This window comes from Trichothermofontia sp., assembly GCF_053493415.1.
Genome location: NZ_JBRCAD010000141.1, coordinates 1 through 19147, shown reverse-complemented (window position 1 = coordinate 19147; position 19147 = coordinate 1). Strand labels below are relative to the sequence as shown.

General features: G+C 53.7%; 20 protein-coding genes and 1 pseudogene. 10 read left to right on the top strand and 11 right to left on the bottom strand.

Annotation, left to right across the window (positions count from 1 at the left end):
* Positions 1–229 precede the first annotated feature (229 nt).
* Positions 230–784 carry a transposase gene (locus tag ACWIUF_RS12350; RefSeq protein ID WP_448572698.1) on the top strand — a complete coding sequence of 185 codons (555 nt, stop codon included), beginning with the start codon at positions 230–232 and terminating at the stop codon, positions 782–784.
* Between the two features lie 50 nt (positions 785–834).
* On the opposite strand, the gene ACWIUF_RS12345 is transcribed toward ACWIUF_RS12350, so the two are convergent.
* The 3 genes from ACWIUF_RS12345 to ACWIUF_RS12335 all read right to left on the bottom strand — a co-directional run bounded on the left by ACWIUF_RS12345 (position 835) and on the right by ACWIUF_RS12335 (position 2341).
* A complete protein-coding gene (locus ACWIUF_RS12345; protein ID WP_448572697.1) occupies positions 835–1512 on the bottom strand; it encodes a PIN domain-containing protein in 678 nt (225 codons plus the stop codon).
* A gap of 210 nt (positions 1513–1722) precedes the next feature.
* Positions 1723–2061 (bottom strand): HepT-like ribonuclease domain-containing protein, encoded by a 339-nt coding sequence (locus ACWIUF_RS12340; RefSeq protein WP_448572696.1) that lies wholly within the window; start codon positions 2059–2061, stop codon positions 1723–1725.
* A complete protein-coding gene (locus ACWIUF_RS12335; protein WP_448572694.1) occupies positions 2051–2341 on the bottom strand; it encodes a nucleotidyltransferase family protein in 291 nt (96 codons plus the stop codon). Before ACWIUF_RS12335 ends, ACWIUF_RS12340 begins: the two co-directional genes overlap by 11 nt.
* Before the next feature lie 604 nt (positions 2342–2945).
* On the opposite strand from ACWIUF_RS12335, the gene ACWIUF_RS12330 reads away from it, so the two are divergent.
* The 4 genes and pseudogenes from ACWIUF_RS12330 to ACWIUF_RS12315 all read left to right on the top strand — a co-directional run bounded on the left by ACWIUF_RS12330 (position 2946) and on the right by ACWIUF_RS12315 (position 4652).
* Positions 2946–3719 carry an integron integrase gene (locus ACWIUF_RS12330; protein WP_448572693.1) on the top strand — a complete coding sequence of 258 codons (774 nt, stop codon included), beginning with the start codon at positions 2946–2948 and terminating at the stop codon, positions 3717–3719.
* The gene (locus ACWIUF_RS12325) at positions 3716–3898 is read left to right on the top strand and encodes a tyrosine-type recombinase/integrase (RefSeq protein ID WP_448572692.1); all 183 of its coding nucleotides are present in this window, start codon (positions 3716–3718) and stop codon (positions 3896–3898) included. The genes ACWIUF_RS12330 and ACWIUF_RS12325 overlap by 4 nt, the downstream gene beginning before the upstream one ends.
* A gap of 66 nt (positions 3899–3964) precedes the next feature.
* A pseudogene (locus tag ACWIUF_RS12320) lies at positions 3965–4402 on the top strand (helix-turn-helix domain-containing protein); the annotation flags it as partial.
* Between the two features lie 121 nt (positions 4403–4523).
* On the top strand, positions 4524–4652 hold the full coding sequence (locus ACWIUF_RS12315; RefSeq protein ID WP_448572700.1) for a hypothetical protein: 129 nt from the start codon (positions 4524–4526) through the stop codon (positions 4650–4652).
* Positions 4653–4834: 182 nt separating this feature from the next.
* Here ACWIUF_RS12315 and ACWIUF_RS12310 read toward each other — a convergent pair whose 3' ends face one another.
* On the bottom strand, positions 4835–6025 hold the full coding sequence (locus ACWIUF_RS12310) for a pyridoxal phosphate-dependent aminotransferase (RefSeq protein ID WP_448572691.1): 1191 nt from the start codon (positions 6023–6025) through the stop codon (positions 4835–4837).
* 110 nt (positions 6026–6135) lie between these two features.
* Between ACWIUF_RS12310 and ACWIUF_RS12305 the strand changes: the two genes are divergently transcribed.
* Together ACWIUF_RS12305 and ACWIUF_RS12300 are read left to right on the top strand one after the other, a co-directional pair.
* Positions 6136–6933, top strand: coding sequence for a class I SAM-dependent methyltransferase (locus tag ACWIUF_RS12305; protein WP_448572690.1), 798 nt, complete (start codon positions 6136–6138; stop codon positions 6931–6933).
* Between the two features lie 126 nt (positions 6934–7059).
* Positions 7060–7740, top strand: a complete 681-nt coding sequence (locus ACWIUF_RS12300; protein WP_448572689.1) for an SAM-dependent methyltransferase — start codon at positions 7060–7062, stop codon at positions 7738–7740.
* Between the two features lie 127 nt (positions 7741–7867).
* Here the strand turns inward: ACWIUF_RS12300 and ACWIUF_RS12295 are convergent, their stop codons facing one another.
* Positions 7868–9634, bottom strand: coding sequence for an ATP-binding protein (locus ACWIUF_RS12295; protein ID WP_448572688.1), 1767 nt, complete (start codon positions 9632–9634; stop codon positions 7868–7870).
* A 382-nt stretch (positions 9635–10016) separates the two neighbouring features.
* Between ACWIUF_RS12295 and nadB the strand changes: the two genes are divergently transcribed.
* Positions 10017–11753, top strand: coding sequence for an L-aspartate oxidase (gene nadB, locus ACWIUF_RS12290; protein ID WP_448572686.1), 1737 nt, complete (start codon positions 10017–10019; stop codon positions 11751–11753).
* On the opposite strand, the gene ACWIUF_RS12285 is transcribed toward nadB, so the two are convergent.
* From ACWIUF_RS12285 to ACWIUF_RS12275, 3 genes are all read right to left on the bottom strand, one after another.
* Positions 11708–12745 (bottom strand): hypothetical protein, encoded by a 1038-nt coding sequence (locus ACWIUF_RS12285; RefSeq protein ID WP_448572685.1) that lies wholly within the window; start codon positions 12743–12745, stop codon positions 11708–11710. The two genes, nadB and ACWIUF_RS12285, sit on opposite strands and share 46 nt — an antisense overlap.
* Positions 12746–12995: 250 nt before the next feature.
* The gene (locus ACWIUF_RS12280) at positions 12996–13532 is read right to left on the bottom strand and encodes a hypothetical protein (RefSeq protein ID WP_448572684.1); all 537 of its coding nucleotides are present in this window, start codon (positions 13530–13532) and stop codon (positions 12996–12998) included.
* 534 nt (positions 13533–14066) lie between these two features.
* Positions 14067–14285 carry a hypothetical protein gene (locus ACWIUF_RS12275; RefSeq protein WP_448572683.1) on the bottom strand — a complete coding sequence of 73 codons (219 nt, stop codon included), beginning with the start codon at positions 14283–14285 and terminating at the stop codon, positions 14067–14069.
* A gap of 26 nt (positions 14286–14311) precedes the next feature.
* Between ACWIUF_RS12275 and ACWIUF_RS12270 the strand changes: the two genes are divergently transcribed.
* The gene (locus ACWIUF_RS12270) at positions 14312–15817 is read left to right on the top strand and encodes an ABC transporter substrate-binding protein (protein ID WP_448572682.1); all 1506 of its coding nucleotides are present in this window, start codon (positions 14312–14314) and stop codon (positions 15815–15817) included.
* Here ACWIUF_RS12270 and rsmA read toward each other — a convergent pair.
* Both rsmA and ACWIUF_RS12260 read right to left on the bottom strand, forming a co-directional pair.
* Positions 15767–16648, bottom strand: coding sequence for a 16S rRNA (adenine(1518)-N(6)/adenine(1519)-N(6))-dimethyltransferase RsmA (gene rsmA / locus ACWIUF_RS12265; RefSeq protein ID WP_448572681.1), 882 nt, complete (start codon positions 16646–16648; stop codon positions 15767–15769). The two genes, ACWIUF_RS12270 and rsmA, sit on opposite strands and share 51 nt — an antisense overlap.
* A 2-nt stretch (positions 16649–16650) precedes the next feature.
* A complete protein-coding gene (locus ACWIUF_RS12260; RefSeq protein ID WP_448572679.1) occupies positions 16651–17430 on the bottom strand; it encodes a TIGR00297 family protein in 780 nt (259 codons plus the stop codon).
* A gap of 96 nt (positions 17431–17526) precedes the next feature.
* Here ACWIUF_RS12260 and ACWIUF_RS12255 point away from each other — a divergent pair, with 96 nt between their 5' ends.
* Positions 17527–17940: a zinc ribbon domain-containing protein gene (locus ACWIUF_RS12255; RefSeq protein ID WP_448572678.1), complete on the top strand. Its 414-nt coding sequence runs from the start codon at positions 17527–17529 to the stop codon at positions 17938–17940.
* A gap of 95 nt (positions 17941–18035) precedes the next feature.
* Here ACWIUF_RS12255 and ACWIUF_RS12250 read toward each other — a convergent pair whose 3' ends face one another.
* Positions 18036–18914 carry an ABC transporter ATP-binding protein gene (locus ACWIUF_RS12250; protein WP_448572677.1) on the bottom strand — a complete coding sequence of 293 codons (879 nt, stop codon included), beginning with the start codon at positions 18912–18914 and terminating at the stop codon, positions 18036–18038.
* Positions 18915–19147 lie beyond the last annotated feature (233 nt).

Sequence of the window (19147 nt, the reverse complement as noted above, 5' to 3'; positions counted from 1 at the left end):
TACATTTCCGGCTCTTTAGCGTAGTTGTTGAGAATGCCGTTGTCGAGTTGGGTGGTATACATCGTTGTTGCCTCTGTGAGTAAGGGGTGTTGTCTGTCCTGTTGTTACACAATGTAACGCATTGTTAAGTTTATTGTCAAGTACTTGACAAAATAATTTCTTTTGTGTTTCATCAGCCAACCTTATCGGTCTACTGACGCCGAGGGCTACGGGGTAATTCGTATTCAGGCTGGCCGGAGTTCTGCGAGGACAGTTTTACCGCGACTGCCTCTGGGGAGGTAGCGACAGTGGATGCGATCGCCGTCGAAGTCGAAACCCAAGGTACGGTTATGACGGTGGCAAAAAGGTTAAAGGCCGTAAACGCCATATCGTCGTAGACTCGCAGGGTTTCGTCATTGGGATGCTCGTGAGTGAGGCCAACGCTTCGGAGCGCTTAGGGGCGGTGGTAGTTCTGCATGAAGCACAGAGTCGGTTGAGTCGCCTCGAGGTCGTTTGGGTAGACCAAGGGTATGCTGGCGAGAACTTTGAGCGAGCCGTGCAGCAGGTGTGTGGCGAGTCGGTGCGGGTGGAGGTAATTGCGCGACAAGCACCCGGGTTTGAGATCTTACCAAAGCGCTGGATCAAGGACGAGGAAAGAGAAGCGAGAAAAGTAAATTCTCACTCCTCAGTTCTCCAACCTCACTTCTCCAATGGACTGCACACCAGCATGAGTGAAGCGATGCCTTTACGGCTCGCTCATCTGGTTAATGACAGGTCGGTTGGCTGCTTAAGCTTTTGTTTATAAATCAGCTCTTACCGTACTTCATGAGAGAGGGAACGGCTGTAACATCTGGATTATTTCGCAAGCTCTTTTATTTTCTTATCGTTATAAGATACTTTGTTGTCTGAAACTGTTACTGCGCCTTGTGTTGTTAACAACCTAAAAACTTCTACTGCTGCTTCAGGAGAACCTTTGAACTTATTTTTAATGCTATTAAGTAGAGTATCTTTCCTTGCTGGTCTATTTTTACTGTATGTGACGAGATGCATACAATATATTTTGATTGGCGAACTTGAAACTGTAGTTTCAACTGTAGTTTTTGTAGCTTTAGTAGTAGTTTCCTTTTCTTCTCTTTTGGTACCTATACGTTCTGCTGAACGTCCCTGACCTTTAAGTAAATTTACAACATGATCTAGATCAGTATCATTTGAGATGATTACAAAATGTGTTTCTTTGTGCAATTCTTGCATTAAGGCTCCGGCAAAAAAGCAAATACCAAAATCTGCTGCATTTTTACCACCACTTGCCATCTTAAAAATTCTCAACTTATTTGAACTCACCGTTACGCTTAATGGGATGAGCCAGTCAAGAGGTATTTTTGCTCCGGTCTGTGCATAACAAATCACAATTTGTGAGAATTGTTCTAGGTTTTCTTGTAGCTGATCAATTTGGCCAGGACAATTTTCCAAGTCAATCAACAGTACTCTACCCACATCATCATTTTTATTGATACTTTGATTGTCCTCAAGCATCGTTCTTCATAAATATAAGTTTGCGAAACAAGCTAACAAAAATGAACACCTAAATTCAACTACTCTACTGATGCGCTTGCAGCAAAGCCGCTCAGCCTAACGTTCCGGCTGAGCGGCTACGAACAACCTTTGAACACCGCCAAGATCTCTCGGTAGTCCGCTCCAGCCGGGTTGTTATGCTGCCGTTGCTTTTGCTATTATACATCCTTCTCAAGGGTTTATCAATTGTTGAAGGGAAGCTTCTAACGAAACAAGGTCTTCTTGAACCGTTTGCCAGATAATGGGCAGATTCACTTGAAAATACTCGTGAATCACAATATTTCGCATTCCACGCACATCGCCCCAGGGAATTTCAGGATGTGAAGCTTCTACATCCGGTGGAATGCTACGAACTGCTTCACCAATAATTGTCAAGTTATATAAAACTGCTCTGATCGTTTTTCGATCGTTCTGAAACTCCTCAAAGGTTATCTCGTTTGTGAACTCCCAGATCTCTGCAATCGCAGCTAGTACATCTCTTACTCTATTTTGCCAGTCTCTAGAAGGCACGAATCGCCTCCCGGAAAACAGGTTCCCGTAGATAAGGTTTGAGGGAGTCAGGTGTACCCAGATCAACCGAACTCTCTAAAATCTCCTCCAAGTACCGTTTCAAGCGTACAAAGGTGAACAACCCGACCGGACGGTCGAACTCTACCAGCAGATCAACATCGCTGTCTGTTCGCGCTTCATCTCTTGCTACGGAACCAAACAGCATCATAGACTTTACGCCAAAATCCTTCAGCGTGTTTTGGTGCTTTGCCAGTAATGTGAGGACTTCCTGTTTTCGCACTACCTAACCTGCAATGAGGGAGAAAACCTATTGAGAATTGTAGCCCACCAGTCACTTCCTAATCATGTCCCAATAGAAGATTCACAACTACTGGGGCATCGCGTCCCACCGATAGCTTGCCGCTTACGCTCTCATCGAAAACTAAAGGCGGCATAACGGTTAAGCTCACCCGCCGCCAGTAGCTTAGGGAACTGCTCAAAGTGTAGCATCAGGTCAGGTGCAGCGACTTGTTATGTTGCCTAACTTTCTTTTGTACCGATCGCCCCGGACTTTCACCGACTCCAGCGTACGGGTCGCCCCACCAAACCAAAACGAAGCCGAAAACTTACAAGCTTGCTCCACCAACTATCTCGCTACTGCGCTGGCAACATAACTATGTATTCAGCGTCAGATCTGATGGATAAGGCCGGATAGTGGGATCTTATCATGCAGATCCGCGTGATAATACCTGGATTTGGGGTGTTATTCACCAAACTTAACGATTAAGTCCGGAATTTCAGGGTGTTGTCCGTCACTTTTGACGTTTAAGCTGGGGAAATCGGGGTGTTATCCATCACTTTTAAATGATAACACCCTGAATCCGGGTGTTATCCGTCATTGCCTTATGCTGGAAAGTCAGCCGCCGCCATCGCCACCCCGCCTGCTGGATCAGGTTAGGCAGGCTATTCGCCTTAAGCATTTCAGCCTCAAAACTGAGAAGTCTTATGTTTACTACATCCGTGACTTCATCCTGTTTCACGGCAAACGCCATCCCAAAGATATGGGCGCACCAGAAATCCGGGCCTACCTGGCGCATCTGGCTGTTGAACGCTCTGTTGCTGCCTCCACGCAAACAGTCGCCCTGAGTGCCTTACTGTTTCTTTACCGTCAAGTTTTGCAGGTCGATCTCCCCTATATCGAAGACATTGAACGAGCCAAGCGCCCAGAACGAGTCCCTGTGGTTTTTACCCGATCAGAGGTGAAGCAGATTTTGGCGCACCTGGATGGGGTTAATCACCTGGTTGTGAGTTTGCTCTATGGCAGCGGTTTACGCCTCATGGAATGCCTACGGCTACGGGTCAAAGATATTGACTTTGAGTACCAACAGATTACCGTGCGCGATGGCAAAGGCAGCAAAGACCGGGTGACGATGTTATCCAGTTCCGTCGTAGAGCCTCTCAAAGCGCAACTCCAGAAGGCGCATAGCTTGCATCAACTCGATCTCAGCCTAGGGTACGGCACCGTCGAATTACCCTATGCCTTAGAACGCAAGTATCCTAACGCTAATCGTCAATGGGGCTGGCAGTTTGTCTTCCCATCCTGGAAGCGTTCAGTCAATTCACGCACGAAGGTTTACGACGACACCATCTCTATGAACAATCCGTGCAGTGTGCCGTGAGACAGGCTATCCAACAAACGGGGATCACCAAACACGGGGGCTGTCATACCTTTCGGCATAGCTTTGCCACCCACCTTTTGGAAGAGGGCTACGACATTCGCACCGTCCAAGAGCTTTTGGGTCATAAAGATGTCAAAACGATGATGGTTTATACCCATGTCCTTAATCGGGGTGGTTGAGGCGTAATACCAAGTCCGGCCAATCACCCTTAGGATAGAGGAATTGAGAGGTGAGGAACACGAGTTATGGGGCGTCGTCTTACCCTGGCATCACATTTGAGTCCTGAGGAACTAGAACAGCGATACAAATCGGCCAAGAGCGGCATTGAGCGAGGGCATTACCAAATCATCTGGCTGTTGCAAGCTGGTAAAGGAACCGCTGAGGTCTCAGAGGTAACTGGCTATAGCCGAGCCTGGATTTATGAAGTGGTCAGAAGCTATAACCAGCAAGGCCCAGCGGCACTAGGTGACCAGCGGCAGCATAATCAGGGCAATGGTCAGGGGCTTCTCGATGATGAGGCGCAAGCCGTGTTGTACCAAGCGTTGCAGGAGGAACCGCCCGAGGGCGGATGCTGGAATGGCCGCAAGGTCGCCGACTGGCTCAGTGAGCACTTGGGCCATCCGGTTCACCGCCAACGGGGTTGGGAGATTCTCAAACAGATAGACTTCTCGCTCAAAGTGCCGCGCCCCGAGCATCAGCACGCCGCCACAGAAGCAGAGCAGCGGGTGTGGGAAAAAAAATCTGCACGCTCAACTGGAGACGCTCAAAACCGCTCATCCCGACGCCAACGTTCAGGTGTGGGCGATGGACGAACATCGCTTGGGACTCCATCCCATTCTGCGCCGGGTGTGGGTCGATCAGTGGTTGGGATCGCTGAGTGCGCCTGTTCACTGCCGCTATGACTGGTTTTGGCTCTATACTAACTGTGGCTAATTAAACGGACTTGATATAAGGAGTCTGCTTGACCTTTAGACACACAACTCTCTAACGGTTTACTTCGCCATCTTACCTGCCAAAGTTGATACCCATAACTCCTGATGCAGCAAGGCCCGATCGCGCCACGCCTCTTAGCGATCCCTTTGTGCTCTTCGTGCCTTTGTGGTTCCCCGCAAGTCTCAAGCAGAATCCCCCACGATCGCCCGTAATCCCTTCACCAATCGTTCCATGCCCACTTGCGCCGTTTCCGGTTGCAACACCCCATAGGCCACCCGTAAATAACAGGCGGTTTCTAATCCGAAGGTCGTTCCCGGAATGACCGCCACCCCATGCTCCCGGATTAATCGCTCCGTCACCGTCATCGCATCCAAAGGCGTATCCACCTGTAGCAAACAATAGAACGCCCCTTCCGCCGTCGGCAAGGTACAAAAATGACGAATTTTATCTAATTGCATCAAAACCTGCTCCCGGACTTGGCCAATCGTCACCAACTTATCCTGACAGTAACCCCGGCCCGCCTGTAGGGCACCGATCGCCGCATATTGGGAAATCACGGGGGGACAAATCGCGATCGTATCCTGGATTTTCATCACCGCTGCCAACAAGTGCGCAGGAATCACCATATAGCCAATCCGCCAACTGGCAAATCCATAGGCTTTCGACAGACTAAACAGGGAAATGGTATAGTCCTGACTATCGGCGATAGCGGCAGGAGAAAAATGCGGCGTCTCCCCCCACGTAAAATACTCGTAAGCCTCATCGCTAATGTGATAAATGCCCCGATCTCGACACAGTTGATTAATTGCCCGCAACGTCGCTTCTGAATAGACCGCTCCACTAGGATTATTTGGGGAAATCGTCACAATCGCTCGTGTTTTAGGGGTAATCGCTGCGATAATCGCCTCAATTTGGGGTTGGTAGTGATCATCGGTAGGCACCAAAACCGACCGACAACTGGCGATCGCCACCGCCATTTCGTGGTTGAAATAATACGGCGTCAGAAAAATAATCTCATCCCCCGGCGACGCGATCGCCAAAAGGGCATTCACAAACGCCAAATTACTCCCCGGCGTAATCACAATTTGGGCGCGATCGTTCAACACAATCCCATTTTCCGCCTGGAGTTTAGCGCCCACCTGCTCTCGCAGATCAGCAATCCCCTGGGCCGCCTGGTATTTGTGATTATCGGGATTGGCCAGAAAGTCCGTGATCCGGGCGATCGCGCTGGGTGGGGGACCATAAAAGACTACCCCTTGCCCCAGGGAAATCGTACCGGGGTGCCGCCGAATCAACTCCCCGACAACCGGAATAATCGGCGATTGGACAGCCTGCATTCGAGGGGTTTCCAGGGGAGTGCCAAATTGAGTCATTGTTTCCTGCTGAACCATGAGGAGGGTAACACATGCCTGCTTTAACAATAGAGGCAGTCGGTGTCACGCTAGACTTAAGAGCGTGATTGAGTAGTGATAGGGGACCAGTGATGGACCAATTGGCACGGGAGCGGGAATTTCACGACGCCTGGGCAGCCGCGATCGTAGTGGATGGCATTCGCGTCCAGGACTATTTTGAAGCCTGCACGGCCCCAGAAAACCGTTTTATCCTGCAACACCTGGGTCCCCTCGCGGGTAAGTCGCTGCTGGATCTGGGCTGTGGTGCGGGTGAAAATAGCGTCTATTTTGCGCAACAGGGAACGCACTGTGTCGCGGCGGATTATTCCCCCGGCATGGTCGAAGTAGCCCTCAAGTTAGCGGCAGCCAATCAGATTCAAATCGAAGGTCGGGTGATCAACGCAATGGCGATCGACTTTCCCGATGATGCATTTGATATTGTCTACGTGGCCAATCTTCTGCACCATTTACCCGATCCCCAGCAAGCGATTTGTGAAATGCATCGCGTCCTGAAACCGGGCGGCAAACTGTGTTTTTGGGAACCGTTAAAACATAATCCTGTGATTAACGTCTATCGTCGCATCGCCACTAAGGTGCGCACCGAAGATGAGCAACCCTTAGATATCCGGATGGTGGACGTTGTGCGATCGCTGTTTACCGATACGCAATATGACACCTTCTGGCTGGCAACCCTGTGGATCTTCCTCCAGTTTTACCTTATCGAACGGGTGAATCCCAACGAGGAGCGCTATTGGAAAAAAATCATTATTGAACACCAACGCTTAGCCAAAACCTATGAACGATTGGAAAGCTACGATCGCTGGCTGAAACGCTACCTTCCCTGGACAAAACGCTATGCCTGGAACCTCGCCGTCGTAGCCACTAAATAGAACAACATCTTGTGGGGTAGGCATCCTGCCTGCTTCTTTTAGATTTTAGATTTTAGATTTTAGATTTTGGATTCACTGATGACAGTCGAGACGGCTATTCCACAAAGGATGTGATGAGGACGTGATATGGTAATGCGACTTGATCAGGTTGTGCCCTTTGGCCGATCGCTGGACGAATATATCCAAATGTTTAACCTCACGGACGCCGACTTACAGAAGAAAATCCTAGGGGTTGGAGACGGTCCTGCTAGTTTTAATGCGGAGGGAACACGCTTGGGGTATCGGATTAAATCGATTGATCCCCTGTATGTATTTAATGCGGCGCAAATCCGCGATCGCTTTTATGCTGTCATTGATCAGGTCATTACGCAGGTTGAACAAACCCCAGAAGATTGGGTATGGACTTACCACAGATCACCCGCTGGTCTCCGCAAAAACCGCGAACGGGTTACCCAGCTTTTCTGTGAAGATTTTGACTTGGGTAAACAGCAGGGACGGTATGAGGTCGGGGAGTTACCCCAGTTAAAGTACCAGGACGATGAATATGAGTTGGGGCTGTGTTCCCATCTGTTGTTTCTCTATTCCGATCAGTTTGATACGGAATTTCACCTGAGCGCGATCGCGGAAATGCTGCGTGTCTGCCCCGAAGTGCGGATCTTCCCCCTACTCACCTTGATGTTGCAACCCTCGCCACATCTCACCCCAATCATTACCCAACTTGAACAACAGGGCTACCACTGCACGATCACAGCCGTTCCCTACGAATTACAACGGGGTGGGAATCAAATGTTAAAGATTGTCCGCTAGGACCCGCAATACGCTGGGAATCTGACCCACCCCATCCAGGGTTTGCCAGTTCGTGAGGGCCTGCCGACAGTGATGCTCCCGCAGGTGATGGCTCACGACCACACGCTCGGCCCACGCTGGCCATCAGTCAATCTGTTCCCCTGTCAGCAACCTCTGAGAATGGGACTGGCGCGGGTAAACGCTGGGCCGGTTGATGGAGAGTGGTCTGCGGCTGATCCGGCAGCGTACAGGTAGTAACTGACCGATCGCCGTAGGGTTGCTTCGGCAGACAAACCATGACCCGCGTGCCTTTTCCCTCTTGACTGGCCAGGGTAATCGTGCCACCGTGCAACTCCACCACAATTTTCACAATCTGTAGCCCTAACCCAGTCCCCGCGATCGTCCCAACGTTACTCCCCCGATTAAAGGGCTGAAAGAGACGTTCCATATCTTGTTTAGGAATGCCAATCCCCTGATCCCGCACTAAACACCGCACCTGGTTGGCTTCGCCAATAAGCTTAATTTGAATGCAACTGTCTTTGGGCGAGTATTTAACCGCATTAGACAGAAGGTTGACAAACACCTGGCGCAGTAACCCCCGATCCCCCGAAAAACCAGCAATATTGCCCCGAACACTCAAGACAATCTCATGTTGGTGGCGATCGAAAACCTGTTGCTCCACAATGACCTGAGCAAGCGTTTCCTCCAAATCTAGGGCCATTGGCTTGAGTTGCAGCTTGCCTAAGTCAGCCTGGTTGACTAACAACATATCTTTGACTAACAGGGACAAGTGCTTAGATTTTTGTTCAATAATGTCCAAAATTTGCACTTGGCGGGCAATATCAAGGTACTGGTGATGGGCTTTCAGGGTCGCCGCCGCCGCCTGGATCGCCGCTAGGGGACTATTGTATTCATGGGAAACCGTGGCAATAATCTGGGACTTAAACTTAGCCAGGTTCTTTTCTTTCTCTAACGCCGCCTGGGTTTTTGCTAAGAATTCTGCATGTTGAATCGCAATCGCCAAATGGACTGACAACTCATCTAAAATATGAATATCATTCATTTTCCACTGACGCGAACCTGAACATTGGTGTGCACCAAGCAGTCCCCAAAGCTGATTCTTTTCCTGATCTTTATCCCCTATCAAAATAGGTATCACCAAGCTAGCTTTGGCTTCAAATCTTTCTAATAAAGCAATATGACACGCATCTAAATTAGCAGTATAAATATCTGCAATAACTTGTTTACGTCCACCGCGATAGGCTTCAATTCCGTGGCTTTGAAAGTAGGTATCAACGATCACCTGACCCAGGGCTGGTGACCAGCCTTCACCCACTGATTCCGCAATAATCTGGCCACTCATATCACGGAAAAATTGATAGGCAAAGACCCGATCGCATTGCAAAAGCTGACGAACTTCTGTGACTGCTGTCTGTAGGGTTTCTTCTAGATTCAATGATTGCCGAATCCGAAATGCAATATGAATGATCAGACGTTGACGTTCCTGATGTTCACGCAATTGCTGTTGCAACAGGGCCTGATGCATGGCATTGCGCACGGTCCGTTGTAACCCACTGCCTTCTAAATTATCCTTGACAAGATAGTCCTGGGCACCGCCTTTCATCGCACTCACGGCAATTTGCTCATCACCATGTCCCGTCAACATGATGACAACGGTCTGGGGGTAAAGCGTTCTAATGACCGCCAGAACATGTAATCCATCCTGGTCAGGCAGCCGAAAATCCAGCAAGATCAGGTCAAACGCTTGCTGTTGGCAAAGGGTTAAGCATTCTTCCGCGCAGTTCGCCTCGAAAATGGTGTAGCAGTGGTGGAGATCCTGCGATAGGTAACGTCGATAGATGGCGCGATCGGCGGGTGAATCATCAACGATCAGCAGGGTCCAAGTATTCTCCATTGTGTCTACCCACACTTTTCCTTAGCTTCGCAGACTTTGGGGAATTTTGGGCAAAGATATCCCCAATGGGTATCTGAAGATGCCGGCGAGCGTCATCGCCAATAGCAGTTAATTCAATTGGCCCTAAACAAGGCAAGCTTGTCTAGATAGGAACACTCACCTAGCGACGCCTGTCATTAGCCGGATGCACCGTTGATCGGGTCGGCTCGCGTTGGCAACCACTACCGTTGTTCCTACCAACATCGCCCAACGTTATGTTTACTGTACAAGGGGCACTTTTACATGCCACCGTGGAGCGCCCCCCGCAGTCGATTCCCATCCCGTCGTAGACTTGGGGTAGACATGAAAACACGATCGCCCAACGTTCCGTAAGGAGAGGCCCTTGAATCTGCCAGCATCAGACCCCCCGGCGGTTGCGCCGCTACCCTCATTGGCTGAATCGTTTGATGTGGTCATCGTGGGTGGGGGAGCAGCAGGTCTCTATGCGGCTCTTTGCCTGCCGCCGCACCTACGGATAGCCCTGATTGCCAAGGAACCTCTGTCCATCTCCGCCAGTGACTGGGCACAGGGGGGGATTGCGGCGGTGATGGCTCCCGATGATTCCTTTGCCCTGCACATTGCCGATACCCTCCAGGCCGGAGCTGGATTGTGTGATGAGCCTGCCGTGCGCTTTTTGGTGGAACACGCTCCCCACTGTATCCAGGTATTGCTTGATCTCGGCGTGGCCTTTGATCGCAGCGAGGGCCAGTTGGCGATGACCCTAGAGGCCGCCCATTCCCGGCGGCGGGTCCTCCATGCGGCGGATACAACGGGACGTGCCGTCGTCAGCACTCTGGCCGCCCATGTCCTCAACCGGCCCAATATCCAGGTGATCTCACCGGGGTTTGTGCTTGACCTGTGGTTGACCGCCGATCGCACCTGCTGTCAGGGGGTCTGCCTGCTCTGTCATGACCAAATTCATTGGCTTGCGGCAGATGGGGTAATCCTGGCCACAGGCGGCGGCGGTCAGGTCTTTGTGCAAACCACTAATCCGGCTTCCGCAACGGGGGATGGGGTGGCGATCGCCTGGCGGGCGGGTGCGGTCCTGCGGGACTTAGAGTTTGTCCAGTTCCACCCCACTGCCCTCACCAAGGCCGGGGCACCCCGCTTTTTGATTAGTGAAGCCGTGCGGGGCGAAGGTGCCCATTTAATCGATGATACGGGGGATCGCTTTGCCAGTCGCTACCATCCGGCGGGCGAACTAGCCCCCCGTGACGTTGTCAGTCGCGCCATTTTCCAACACCTACAGGCCCAATGGGCACACCCAGGGGAAACCCTCCCCCACGTCTGGTTGGACCTGCGCCCGATCGCCCCCGATCGCCTACGACACCGCTTCCCCAACATTATCCAGGTGTGTCAATCCTGGGGCATTGATGTCTTCCATGAACCCATCCCCGTTGCTCCCGCTGCCCACTACTGGATGGGAGGGGTTGCCACTGATCTAAACAGCCAAACGACGATTACCGGCCTCTATGCGATCGGAGAAGTGGCCAGTACGGGTATCCACGGTGCTAACCGGCTGGCCAGCAACTCGCTCCTAGAGTGTTTAGTCTTTGCGGATCGGATGCGGCAGTGGGGACAGGGCACCGTCGGCAGCAACCAGGAGCACCCCGCGCGGGGGGACCGCCGCCCGCCGCTACTCCCCCGCCAGCCCCTCCAAGCCGCTGAGCGGGAACTGGCCACCCTCTCCCACCTCCGTGAGCAAATCCCCCAATGGGTGTGGCAAAGTGCTGGGATTTGCCGCGATCGGGCAACGCTGGCCGCTGCGATTACGCAAGTAACCGAATGGGGCAAGTCCTATCAGGCGTTAACCCTGACCCAGACCTTTCGGCACCTACCTCCAGGGCAAGCCTTCTCCTTGGGGAAACAGGATGGGGAAATCGTCCGGCAGTGGTCAGAAGTCGGCAACCTCCTGGATGTGGCTTACCTGTTGCTCAAGAGTGCCCAGTTCCGTACCGAGAGTCGGGGCGGCCACTATCGCGCCGACTTTCCCCAAACCGATCCGGCTTGGCAGGTTCATACCATCGTCCAGGGTCAGGATTGGTCCACAGCCCCCGTACTGAGAACGTCGGTCGTTTGATCCAGCAGATCAACAATTTCTTGGGGCGTAAGTTGGGAGGGCGTATTCCAACCCGAACCGCCCACGGTCCGCCGACCGCCCCACCCTTCCGCCTGGGCCATTTTGGCTTGCTCGGCGATCGTCAACCGCTCGAACAGACCAGCCGTAAAGTCCAGATCGGCCTTGCCGGGATGCCGGGGTAGACACCCGATCGTGTATTGATTGCCCCCCAACTTATGGTCCCGGAGGAGCAAGGTTTCGGGCCGCAGGGCGCTCAGGGGCCGCAGGCTTTCAACAGCCTGGTAGAACGATCGCGGATCAATCGGATAGACGCTATTGCGCACATCACAAACCGCCAGGTCACCCGTAGGCGTGGAGATAAATTGCACCCGACCTTCCTTCAGTAAATAGCGGGTATTGGCGGCGATCGTTTCCCAATAACGATTGGCTTCACCCTGCTCACCCGGCCAGGGACGTTTACCCAGGGCCGCCGCAATCAGGGCTTGGGTCCCCTGGGCAAAGGCCGCTGAGGTGTATTGCTCCCATTGGTCCAGGGTCCAGGTTTTACGATCGCTGGGGAGACCCAGGCTAGGGATGAGATGAGCGGAGCTAAATTTCAGGGCGGCCCCGGCCTTGGCGGCAAATTCCGACCAGGGTGACAGGTCACCGGGCACCATCAGGTGATCACAGTCCCAGGCAATCGCTCGGAGCCGATCGCGCACATTACCGCGCAACACCGATCCCGGCAGTTGTACCCAAGCCGCCGCGCAACAGGCATCGGCGTCCACCTGGGTCGTTACGAAGCAGGGGGGCTGGTCAGTGGCATAGGTTTGCAGCAGGCTAACTTCCGAACAGGGCATTTCATCAATTTGAATATCAGCCCCAGCGGGACGGTGGTGGTCCCAATGTAAATCCGTCGCTCGCGGTTCCCAACCCGGTACCGTCCCATCCACCATGATGATCTGGTGGTCCACGGGGATATGGGTGTGATGAGTCGTGACCAAGTAACGCATAGGGGCGATTCGCGCAGCGATCCCATTCGGAATCGGAGAAGGAGCGATTGCTAGGATTTAAGATACGCGATCAACCTGGGCTAGGGGCAGTCCTGCGCATCGGGGTGGTGCGCCTACATGACCCGTATTAGCCCAGCAGAAAGCCCCTAGCGCATCGACGCTCGCTAAGGGCTACAACATTGACAACAAGGCCTATTGATATTGATCAATAGCTTAATAATCTCAGCCTAACCAGAGGGTCCCCCCTGCGCTAATCGAGGTAGCCCATCAGGGTAATCGGGTCATCAATGTCATTCGAGGCGATCGGGCGTTTATAAAAGATCTCCGCATTTTCCAGATCTACCCGGTGGGCCACATCGGGGTAGTTGGCAGCCACCGGACGTCCGTAGAACAGCGGAGCCTCGGCTAAATGGACCAGGCTCGTCACTTCCGGGTAATTGGCCGCGATCGGACGGTTACCGTAGTGATAATCGGATTCCACCAGGTGTTCATCACTCGCCCCAATTGGACGAATCCCCCCATCGATGAACGTTGCCACAATTTGTACTCCACTAGAAATCACTGGTCGGTTATTGGGTAAGCCAGTGGATTGATGGACCACCAGCCCTCCCGAAGACTTAGATTTACTCGTGCTGGACTTGCGGACGGCTAAGGACCCGGCCCCCTTGGCTGTATCTTGTTTGGCTTCCACTGTTGTTGCGTCTTCCCTCTCGGCTGACAAATTTACACCCCTCGCGCCATTCTCGGCGGAGGGTACGGAGACTTCAGGTGTTGGTTGATTATCCATTGGCGTTTCCCCCGATTCTGCCACGGTCCTGCTTCTGGCATTCCGTCCGGTTCTGGTTCTGGTAGTCATTGGCCATGCTGTATTTTATACAGGTAACACCCTTGACGTGCTTACTCAGACCCTGCCGAGCAAGCATACTCAGCGGACGGCAGGGGCCAGAGTCATCAATAGGGCGTCATCAATAAGGGTTAAGTTATTGGGTTTTTCCCTTGTTAAGTTATTGGGTTTTTCCCTTGGCGCGTTTAGGTTTCCTTAATAGTTTATCAACTTACCCTACCGAAATGGCACGAATCGGGAAGACTGGCAATTTAAATTGTTTTATCGCTCACTGCGCCTTTTTTAATGGGTGCCAATGGTAGACATCTATGTACTGCCCGGTTTTCCACAAGGGTCCCAGGCATTGTCCAGGCCCCTTACCCAGACCATAGGTGGGGCCAAACCCCATACAGGGGGGCGATGCCGATGGGGGCGGTATTGGCCTAAAACTGCGGTATTGTAGGGATTCAGGCTTCGCATCGGTTGTAGATGTAGGGGCTACTCATGGCAAGTGAGGATCGCAGATGAAGTGGGTAGACAGATTTTCCAAAGGGATAGGAGGGCAGCGGCTTGTTCAGCGGCTTGCCCAGTGGCTTGCCCCGATCGCAGCCCGATCGCCCCTTCAGTTTTGGGGACTCCTGGTGGCGTGCGGTTGGCTAGTGATTGCTTGCCAAAGTCCCACCCCTCCTCCTGGGGAAACGACCGTTTCTCCCACAACGCCGACTGCTAATGGACGCTTGGTCATGGGGACCACCGCCCGCCTGCGTACCCTTGATCCCGCCGATGCCTACGAGATTCTCTCGAATAATTTGCTGTATAACCTGGGCGATCGCCTGTATGTGTATACGGCCAGTAGCCCCGACGCGCCCCCCACGTTGACGCCCCAACTGGCAACCGCCTTACCCGCAGTGAGTGACGACGGGTTGACCTATGTCATACCCCTACGGCAAGGGGTGACCTTTCACGATGGCACGCCCTTTAATGCCGAAGCGATGGCCTTTTCCCTGCGGCGCTTCATCGAGAATGGCGGCACACCGTCCTTCCTCCTGGCGGATACGGTGGCCAGCGTGGAGGCGACGGGTGAATTTGAGTTAACAATCCGGCTGAAAAGCCCCTTTGTGGCCTTCCCGTCCTTGCTCACTATTCCTGGAGCAGCAGCGGTTTCCCCCCAAGCCTATGAACTGGGGGCAGGCAAGTTTAACCCGAATACCTTTGTGGGGACGGGTCCTTACCAATTGACGGAATACGGCAGCGATCGCCTGCGCCTTGATGCCTTCCCAGACTATTGGGGGCCGGCTCCCGCCAATCCCGGCCTTGATATCCAGATCCTCTCCAGTCCTGCCAATCTCTACAACAGCTTCCGCACAGGGGCTGTGGATATCGCCTACCAAAACCTTGACCCCGACCAGATCCGCAGTCTGCAACAGGAGGCAGGCACCACAGGTTGGCAGGTGATCGAGGGGGCGGGCAATGGGATTCATTACTTGACCCTGAATGTCAACTCACCGCCGTTTGACCAATTGCCAGTACGACAGGCCCTCGCCGCGAGTATCGATCGTTCCCTGCTGCAATCCCGCGTTTTCCAGGGTTTGGTGGAACCCCTCTATAGCCTGATCCCCAGCACCCTAGCGGGCAGTTTGCCGGTGTTTAAGGATGCCTATGGGGATGGCAATGCCGAAAAGGCCCTGAATATCCTGGCCACAGCGGGTTACTCCGCCGAGAAGCCCCTCCAGGCGCAACTGTGGTATCGCTCGAATTTAACCAGTAATGGTCTAGCGGCCAACTTGCTCAAGGCGTGGGTTGATGAAAACCTGAAGGGTGTGATGCAGCTCGATCTGCAAAGTGTCGAGTCGGCCACGGCTTACCAAAACCTGGATAAGGGAATCTACCCCAGCTTTATGCTGGACTGGACGCCTGATTTCCTGGATGCGGACAGCTATATTCACCCCTTCCTGGCCTGTGCCCAGGGTTCGCCCACAACGGGCTGTCAAGAGGGATCATCCAAGGCGCAAGGCTCGTTCTACTACAATGCCGAGGCCAACCAGTTGATCGATCGCTCCCGGCAGACAGCCGATCCGCAGCAGCGTCAGGAAATTTTCAAGACGCTACAAGCGATCGTTGCCCAGGATGTGCCTTTTATCCCCCTTTGGCAAAACAAGGAATTCCTGTTTGCGCAGAAACCGATCCAGGGGGCTGCCCTAACCCCCATCCAAACGATCGACTTTGCCAAGCTGAGTAAGGGGATGTAAAGCGTTACTCAGGGCAATCCACTGGGCCACACTAACGGCTTCGGCCCGCACTTGGGGGTCAATGCCGAGTTGGGTCAAGGTCGCTAACAAGAGCGCCCGATCGACCACCGCCTCCAGGTTATTGCGCAACATTTTACGCTTACTGGCAAACCCTAGCCGCACCAAGGTATCTAAAAACTGGGGATTCTCAGCCGGTGCGAGCGGGGGTTGGGGTTGCAAACACACGATCGCGGAATCGACCTTGGGTTTGGGGTGAAAGGCCCGCGCTGGGACTAGGGCGACCATTTCGCACTGGGCCAGATATTGCACCCGCACCGACAGGGCACCAAAGGTTTTCGAGCCGGGTTGGGCACAGAGGCGATCGGCCACCTCTTTCTGCACCAGCAGCACGATCCGCTCAAAGGGGGTGGGATTGGGCTGGGCAATCGTCCCCAGCAGCCGTTCCAAAATGGGTCCCGTGATGTTGTAGGGAATATTGGCAACCACTTTATTGGGCGATTGAAAGCGAGGAAAGTCAGTTAACAGGGTGGGCCAGTCGAGGCTGAGGACATCCCCCTGGAGCAGCAGAAAATTTTCCCGGTCCCCCAGTTGTTTCGCCAACCGTTGGCACAAATCGCGATCGACTTCGATCGCCACTAAGGCCGCCACGAGGGGCAATAGCCGCCGGGTGAGGATGCCCGTACCGGGGCCAATTTCCAAAACCCGATCGCAGCGCGTCTCCGCAGAAGCAGCGTCCGGGGATAGCTGCGCCGCCTGGATGATTTGCTTGAGGGCCGTGTCACTGCGGAGCCAATGTTGGGCAAAGCGTTTACGGGCAGGGGGAGACGGCATGGCTAGATTCCCCACCCCCATTGGGTGACCAGTAGCCCTAGGGTGATGGCCACCAATGCACCGATCGTCGTGTTGATGCCATTCACCACCTCATTGGTCAGCCAGACAAACCGTGTCTGAAGCGTTGCGCCGATCACGCTTTCGAGGCTAGTGGCGATCAGGGCCGCGATCGCACACAGGACGACACCAACCCCATCAATCAGGTGAACAGCCCAACCGAGGGCCGCGATTACCAGCGAAGCCACCACACCAGCCAGAGTCCCCTCTAAACTCACTGCGCCTTCCGTGCCCCTGGGGACGGCCTGAAACGTGGTAATCAAAAACGTCCGCTGGCCGTAGGCTTTGCCCACCTCGCTAGCACAGGTGTCGGACAGTTTCGTACTGAAGCTGGCCACATAGCCCAACCGCAAGAGAGACATGGGGATGGGCAAATAGGCCGGGGGGAGTAGCGTCATCAGGGCCAGGACCGTGGCCGTCAGGGCAGACCCCCAGACATTTTCCGGCCCCCGTGCGCCCGATCGCGCTTCGGCAATGCCCGCTGCCGCTTTCTCAGCCAAGCCAATGCGGGTGACGGCTGACCCCACCAAGAAATAGAACATCACCACCAGATACCCCGGCCAGCCCAACGTGCCCCAGAGGAGGACACCGAGCAACCAGGCGTGGGCTAAGCCCGCTGGCGTCAGCAGTTTTTTCGGAGCCAGGATGGCTAGGGGCAAAAGCAGGGAATTCAGCCCTACAGCAACCAACCAAGGGTTAAGCGAGGTAACAAGAGAAGTCGGCATAATCTGTCAGTAAAAAGGGGGATTCTCCTGCGGAGACGCTACGCGAACGGGCTTCTCCAGGGGAGACCCAACGCGATTCTCCTGCGGAGACGCTGCGTGAACGGGATCAGCACCGAAGCCGGAACACTCCTAAGAATATATCGACTCATCCAGCCGGCCAAGGCCGCCAATCAGGCGGTTGCGCTTGAGGATCTCACAGGCATCAGAGGGCGTACCAACCAAAGGCCGCGTTCCAAGACGGAGCGAAGCCGGCCTAATAGTTGGGCGTTTGATCAGCTCCGCCAGTTCCTCACCGACAAAGGCGTGAAGTTGGGCGTGGCCGTGAGGTTTGTAGATCCTCGCTACACCTCGAAAACCTGTTATTGCTGCAAAGTGAGCGGCAATCGGCAGGGCAAAAAGTTTGAATGCCTGAACCTGTCCTGCGGCTGGATCGGTGATGCTGATGTGAATGGAGCGAAAAATATCGCTACTTTATATCGCTACTTTGGGGGTGCTCGTAAACCGCCCTAGCGGCTCCGAGATAATGTCTTGCTCTTGGCAAGATGTTGTCTTGAGGGCTGCCCAAAGCCCGCTCCGTACCGCTGAGGCGGTCGGAGTCGGGTAGTTTACTCCAACTGATGGCCAGTCAACTCCACGAAAATATCTTCCAGGTTAGAGGCCCGCGCCATCATGCCCGTTTTATCCGGTTGGGTATCGAGATAATGATTGGCTGCCGCTAGGGTGGGGAAAAACTTGTACTCCCAGCGATCGTTGCCCTGGATCATCACTAATCCTTCCCCATATTGGCGACGCAACTCGGCCAAGGTGCCTAATTGAATCAACTGACCGCCATCCATAATCCCAATCCGATTGGGGGGCTGTTGCGTCGAGCTGCTGCCACAGAGGTATTCCACTTCCTCCATGTAGTGGGTTGTGAGCAGCATCGTCATGCCCTGCTGGTTGAGGTCGCGGATAATTTCCCAGAGCCGTCGTCGGGTTTGGGGATCAAGGCCCACGGTGGGTTCATCCAGAAACAGGATTTTTGGTTGGTGTAGCAAGGCCCTGGCAATTTGCAGCCGCCGCTTCATCCCACCGGATAGGGTTTTCACTAAGCTTTCCCGCCGATCGCCCAATTCCACATAGTCCAGCCAGCGATCGATCGCCGCCTGTCGGTAGGCTCGGGGTAAATGGTGCAACCGTCCGTGTAATTCCAGGTTTTCCCAAACCGTGAGGTCGCCGTCCACACTGGTTTGCTGAAGCACAACCCCAATATTGCGCTTCACAGCGGCAGGTTGCTGCACAACATCAAAGCCAGCAACCTTTACCGTACCCTGGCTAGGACGGGTGAGTGTGGTTAACATCCGAATGGTGGTCGATTTACCCGCACCATTGGGTCCTAAAAGCCCAAAGATTTCCCCCGGTGCGATCGTAAACGACAGGTCATTGACTACGGGCACGCCGTTATAACACTTTTTCACCTTGTCCAATTCCACCGCAGGCACCATGATCCCCATCCAGACTGGCGAGAAGACTGTTTCCAGCTTAGGGCAGGATGGGCGATCGCACGTGATGGCCGGGGACTGGCGGCGGGGGCCGGGGACTTTTACGTGACCATCGCGATCGCCCGCAACCCCAACCTTGGGGGTCTCACCTGCGCCTTGTGCCCAATAGAGGCTCTAATAGTACAACGAGTACACCAGTCTTCTCGTTCAGCACCCATGTCTACCCTCCCTACCGC

Bases quoted from the DNA above. Each gene is read 5' to 3' on its own strand.
- ACWIUF_RS12345 (WP_448572697.1), bottom strand. From the start codon at position 1,512: ATGCTTGAGGACAATCAAAGTATCAATAAAAATGATGATGTGGGTAGA.
- ACWIUF_RS12330 (WP_448572693.1), top strand. From the start codon at position 2,946: ATGCTGGAAAGTCAGCCGCCGCCATCGCCACCCCGCCTGCTGGATCAG.
- ACWIUF_RS12315 (WP_448572700.1), top strand. From the start codon at position 4,524: ATGGACGAACATCGCTTGGGACTCCATCCCATTCTGCGCCGGGTGTGG.
- ACWIUF_RS12310 (WP_448572691.1), bottom strand. From the start codon at position 6,025: ATGACTCAATTTGGCACTCCCCTGGAAACCCCTCGAATGCAGGCTGTC.
- ACWIUF_RS12305 (WP_448572690.1), top strand. From the start codon at position 6,136: ATGGACCAATTGGCACGGGAGCGGGAATTTCACGACGCCTGGGCAGCC.
- ACWIUF_RS12300 (WP_448572689.1), top strand. From the start codon at position 7,060: ATGGTAATGCGACTTGATCAGGTTGTGCCCTTTGGCCGATCGCTGGAC.
- ACWIUF_RS12295 (WP_448572688.1), bottom strand. From the start codon at position 9,634: ATGGAGAATACTTGGACCCTGCTGATCGTTGATGATTCACCCGCCGAT.
- ACWIUF_RS12285 (WP_448572685.1), bottom strand. From the start codon at position 12,745: ATGCGTTACTTGGTCACGACTCATCACACCCATATCCCCGTGGACCAC.
- ACWIUF_RS12280 (WP_448572684.1), bottom strand. From the start codon at position 13,532: ATGGATAATCAACCAACACCTGAAGTCTCCGTACCCTCCGCCGAGAAT.
- ACWIUF_RS12270 (WP_448572682.1), top strand. From the start codon at position 14,312: ATGGGGACCACCGCCCGCCTGCGTACCCTTGATCCCGCCGATGCCTAC.
- rsmA (WP_448572681.1), bottom strand. From the start codon at position 16,648: ATGCCGTCTCCCCCTGCCCGTAAACGCTTTGCCCAACATTGGCTCCGC.
- ACWIUF_RS12260 (WP_448572679.1), bottom strand. From the start codon at position 17,430: ATGCCGACTTCTCTTGTTACCTCGCTTAACCCTTGGTTGGTTGCTGTA.
- ACWIUF_RS12250 (WP_448572677.1), bottom strand. From the start codon at position 18,914: ATGGTGCCTGCGGTGGAATTGGACAAGGTGAAAAAGTGTTATAACGGC.